The organism is Phenylobacterium sp. (genome assembly GCF_024508875.1).
In the GTDB taxonomy this organism is placed as follows: domain Bacteria; phylum Pseudomonadota; class Alphaproteobacteria; order Caulobacterales; family Caulobacteraceae; genus Phenylobacterium.
Genome location: NZ_JANINU010000210.1, coordinates 1 through 3,929, shown reverse-complemented (window position 1 = coordinate 3,929; position 3,929 = coordinate 1). Strand labels below are relative to the sequence as shown.

Here is a 3,929-nt window from a genome sequence, read left to right as displayed (position 1 = left end):
GGCGTGATGTCCTCGATGACCGTGACGAAGTAGTCGGGCGCCCCGTCGCTGGTGCGGACCAGGGAAACGGTGAGGTTGATCCAGACCGTCTCCCCCGACTTGGTCAGGTAGCGCTTCTCGCGGCTGTAGTTGGAAATCCGGCCCGCCAGGAGGGCCTGGGCCCGCTCCAGGTCGGGCTTTACGTCCTCGGGGTGGGTGATGTCCTGGTAGCGGAGTTCCAGCAGTTCGTGGCGGTCGTAGCCAGTGATGGCGCAGAACCGATCGTTGACCTCCAGGAAGCGACCCCGGTCCGCCACGCGGGCGACGCCGACAGCCGCTTGGTCGAAGACGGCGTGGTAGCGGGCCTCGGCCGCTTCCAGACGCATGCGCGCCTCGACGGTATGGGTCACGACCTCGGTGTAGAGGATGAGGCCGCCGATCTCGCCGTCGTCCGTGCGCCAGGGTTTCAGCGACCAGCGGATCCACTCCACGCGGCCGTCCTGGTCGATGTAGGGATCGGCCTCGTGGCTGAAGGCCTCGCCGTTGCGAAGCGCCCGCGAATGCAGGTCGCGCCAGCGGGGCGGGATAGCGGGGAAGACGTCGTAGTGGCGCCGGCCGATCAGCGGGGTGTCGCCCGGCAGGCCCTGGTCCGTGAGGAAACGGCTGGATGCAGCCAGGTAGCGCATGTCGCGGTCGAATATCGCGACGCCCAGCGGCGCCTGGGTCAGCGCGGTGTAGACGCCGGGATTGCCGGCCGGCGTTTCGGCGGCCTGCTGCTGGGCGGCCGCAGGGGGACCGGCCGGAGGTTTCGAGCGCGTGTCGGACAACGGTCTTCGGACGCCGGTGGGGGGACCCGGACGCTACACCTTGGCCGCAGCGCACGCCATGCGGCGCGAAGGCCCAGTGCGCCGGGCCGTCAGGTCGCCTCCGCCGCCAGTTCGGCGTTGCGGGCGCGCCAGGCGTCGAGGATCGCCCGGGCCGCCTTGGGCGCCTCGGCCTCGAAGGCGTCGTGGATGTGGGTCCTGAGGGCCAGTTCGACGACATAGCCGTTGGGGTCGCGGAAATAGGTGGAACGGATGAACCCGTGCTCGGACGGGCCGCGCACCTCGACGCCGCGGGCGCGGGCGGCGGCCACGGCGCGGTCGATGTCGTCCTGGTCGGCCTCGAGCGCCATGTGCAGGTCGAAGTCGTGCTGGTCCTTGAAGTCGAACGGCGCGCCGGGGACCTCGAAGAAGGCGACGAAGCTGCCGTCCTTGAGCTGGAAGAAGGTGTGCATCACCCGCACGGCCCGGCCGGTCGCGGACGCCTCGATCGGCAGGGCGGCGGCGAGCGGCAGGCCGATCACTTCCTCGTAGAAGACGCGGGTTTCCTCGCTGTCGCGGCAGCGGAAGGCCATGTGGTGCAGGCGCTGGGTCATGGCGCAACGGTTACGCCTGGGCGGGGCGGCGGCCCATCCCCGTGTTCGCCGCGAGGGTCTGCGGATTTGCAGAGGCGGCCAAACCCGCTCATCGTTGGCGGACGGGAGGGACATACACATGCTGAACAGGATTGCGGGCGCGCGCGGCGCGGCCCTGGCGCTCGCCGCGGCGGGCGTGATCGCCCTGGTCTCCGGCACGGCGCAAGCGGCGCCGAAGACGGTCGACCCGAAGGCCTCGTCCATCGTGACGGGCGACGCGTCGGCGCTGGGCTTCGACCCGGCGAAGCTGGACGTGGCGCGCGAGGCGCTGAAGGCAGACGTGGCCAGCGGCAAGATCGCCGGCGCCTACCTGCTGGTGGGCCGCCACGGGAAGGTGGCGTTCCGCGAGGGCTTCGGCGTCCAGGGGCCGGGCCAGACGGCGCCGGTCAGCGACGAGACGATCTTCCGCGTCTTCTCCATGACCAAGCCGATCGTTTCGGTGGTGGCCATGACGCTGGTGGAAGAGGGCAAGCTGGACCTCGACGCGCCGGTCTCGAAGTACCTGCCGGAGTACGCGAACCTCGCGGTCTGGCAGGCGGACGGCAGCACCGTCCCCGCGGCCAGGCCGATGCTGGTGCGCCACCTGATGAGCCACACATCGGGGCTGATCTACGGCTTCATCATGCCCCAGGCGCCGATCTCCAAGGCGTGGGCGGCCGGCGGCGAGTACCGCAACGACCTGACGGCGCGCGAGTATGCGAAGCTGATCGCCAAGCTGCCGCTTAAGGCCGAGCCGGGGACGGCCTGGAACTATTCGCACTCCACGGACGTGCTGGGTGCGGTCGTGGAGGTAGCCGGCGGCAAGACGCTGGACGTCTTGGTCAAGGAACGGGTGACCGGGCCGCTGGGCATGACGGACACGATGTTCTGGCAGCCCGAGGCCAAGCGCGCGCGGTTCGCGGAGCCGGCAAAGGGCGACGCGGGCGTCTACTACGACTACGCCAAGCCGACGCCGTACCTCTCGGGTGGCGGCGGCCTCTCGTCGACCACGGAAGACTATCTGCGCTTCGTGCTGATGCTGGCGGGGGACGGCGAGTACAAGGGCGTGCGGATCCTGAAGAAGGAGACGCTGATGCGCATGCGTCAGGACGAGACCACGCCCGAGATCCGCAAGGCGGGCCTGTTCTTCCCCGGCCCGGGCATGGGCTTCGGCCTGGGCTTCTCCCTGGTGCTGGACGACAAGCTGCAGCGGCCGGGGACGGGCACGTTCTCGTGGTGGGGCATCGCCGGGACCGAGTTCTGGGTCGACCCGAAGAACGACGTCTTCATGGTGTTCATGGTGCAGGCCCGCGAGCTGGCGATGGAATACCAGCGCAAGAACCGGGCGTGGATCTACGACGCCCTGGCGAAATAGCCGGGGCGAGGGCCCGGCAAGCTCTCCAATTTGAGTGGCCGAGCTCTAGCCAAACCTGACTTAACGTCGTTCACTGTGGGGAAACACCACGGAGGGAACGGCCATGGCCGACGGCAATGTGCTGATGAGCAAGGAGCAGGCGCGGGCCGAGGCCTATTCGCTGCCGATCGAGAAGCTGAATCCGGCGCAGCCCGAGCTGTTCCAGGCTGACGCGATGTGGCCGATCTTCGAGCGGCTGCGGGCCGAGGACCCGGTGCACTACTGCGAGGAGCACGAGTTCGGGCCGTACTGGTCGATCACCAAGTACAACGACATCATGGCGATCGACACGGACCACAACCGGTTCTCGTCGGACTTCATGAAGGGCGGCATCACCATCGCCGGCGGGCAGGCCAACATGGACCCGCTGCCGATGTTCATCGCGATGGACCCGCCCAAGCACGACATCCAGCGCAAGGCCGTGAGCCCGGCGGTGGCGCCGCCGGCCCTGGCGGCGATGGCGCCGCAGATCCGCGAGCGCGCCGCGGCGATCCTGGACGGCTTGCCGATCGGCGAGGAGTTCGACTGGGTCGACCTGGTGTCGAAGGAACTGACGGCCATGACGCTGGCGACGCTGTTCGGCGCGCCGCAGAAGGACCGCCGGCAGATCACCTACTGGTCGGACGTGGTGACGGCCGCGCCGATGCCGGGCGGCCTGGTGGAGTCCATCGAGCAGAAGATGGCGATCTTCGGCGAGTACCACGCCTATTTCACCGGGCTGTGGAACGAGAAGGTCAACGCCGAGCCGACGGGCGACCTGATCTCCATGCTGGCGCACCACCCCGCGACGCGGAACATGGAGCCGCGCGAGTACTTCGGGAACGTGGTGCTGCTGACCGTGGGCGGCAACGACACGACCCGGAACACCATCTCGGGCTCGATCCTGGCGCTGAACCAGAACCCGGACCAGTACGACAAGCTGCGGGCCAATCCGGACCTGATCCCGTCGATGGTGTCCGAGACCATCCGCTGGCAGACGCCGCTGGCGCACATGCGACGCACGGCGACCGAGGACGTGGAATTCCAGGGCAAGACCATCAAGGCCGGCGACAAGGTGGTCATGTGGTACGTCTCGGGCAACCGCGACGAGACGGTGATCGA

General features: G+C 68.7%; 4 protein-coding genes. 2 read left to right on the top strand and 2 right to left on the bottom strand.

Annotated features, from left to right (window positions below; genetic code table 11):
- Both Q0L11_RS15340 and Q0L11_RS15335 read right to left on the bottom strand, forming a co-directional pair.
- The coding region (locus Q0L11_RS15340) for a GGDEF and EAL domain-containing protein (RefSeq protein WP_296598366.1) at window positions 1-806 on the bottom strand (806 nt) is incomplete at its 3' end.
- 89 nt (window positions 807-895) lie between these two features.
- Window positions 896-1,396 carry a VOC family protein gene (locus Q0L11_RS15335; RefSeq protein ID WP_296598365.1) on the bottom strand — a complete coding sequence of 167 codons (501 nt, stop codon included), beginning with the start codon at window positions 1,394-1,396 and terminating at the stop codon, window positions 896-898.
- A 118-nt stretch (window positions 1,397-1,514) separates the two neighbouring features.
- Between Q0L11_RS15335 and Q0L11_RS15330 the strand changes: the two genes are divergently transcribed.
- Together Q0L11_RS15330 and Q0L11_RS15325 are read left to right on the top strand one after the other, a co-directional pair.
- Window positions 1,515-2,789 carry a serine hydrolase gene (locus Q0L11_RS15330; RefSeq protein ID WP_296598363.1) on the top strand — a complete coding sequence of 425 codons (1,275 nt, stop codon included), beginning with the start codon at window positions 1,515-1,517 and terminating at the stop codon, window positions 2,787-2,789.
- Window positions 2,790-2,892: 103 nt separating this feature from the next.
- A partial coding sequence (locus Q0L11_RS15325) for a cytochrome P450 (RefSeq protein WP_296598361.1) occupies window positions 2,893-3,929 on the top strand: 1,037 nt, incomplete at its 3' end.

Excerpts from the sequence above, each read along its gene's own strand:
- Q0L11_RS15335 (WP_296598365.1), bottom strand. The coding sequence starts at position 1,396 with ATGACCCAGCGCCTGCACCACATGGCCTTCCGCTGCCGCGACAGCGAG.
- Q0L11_RS15330 (WP_296598363.1), top strand. The coding sequence starts at position 1,515 with ATGCTGAACAGGATTGCGGGCGCGCGCGGCGCGGCCCTGGCGCTCGCC.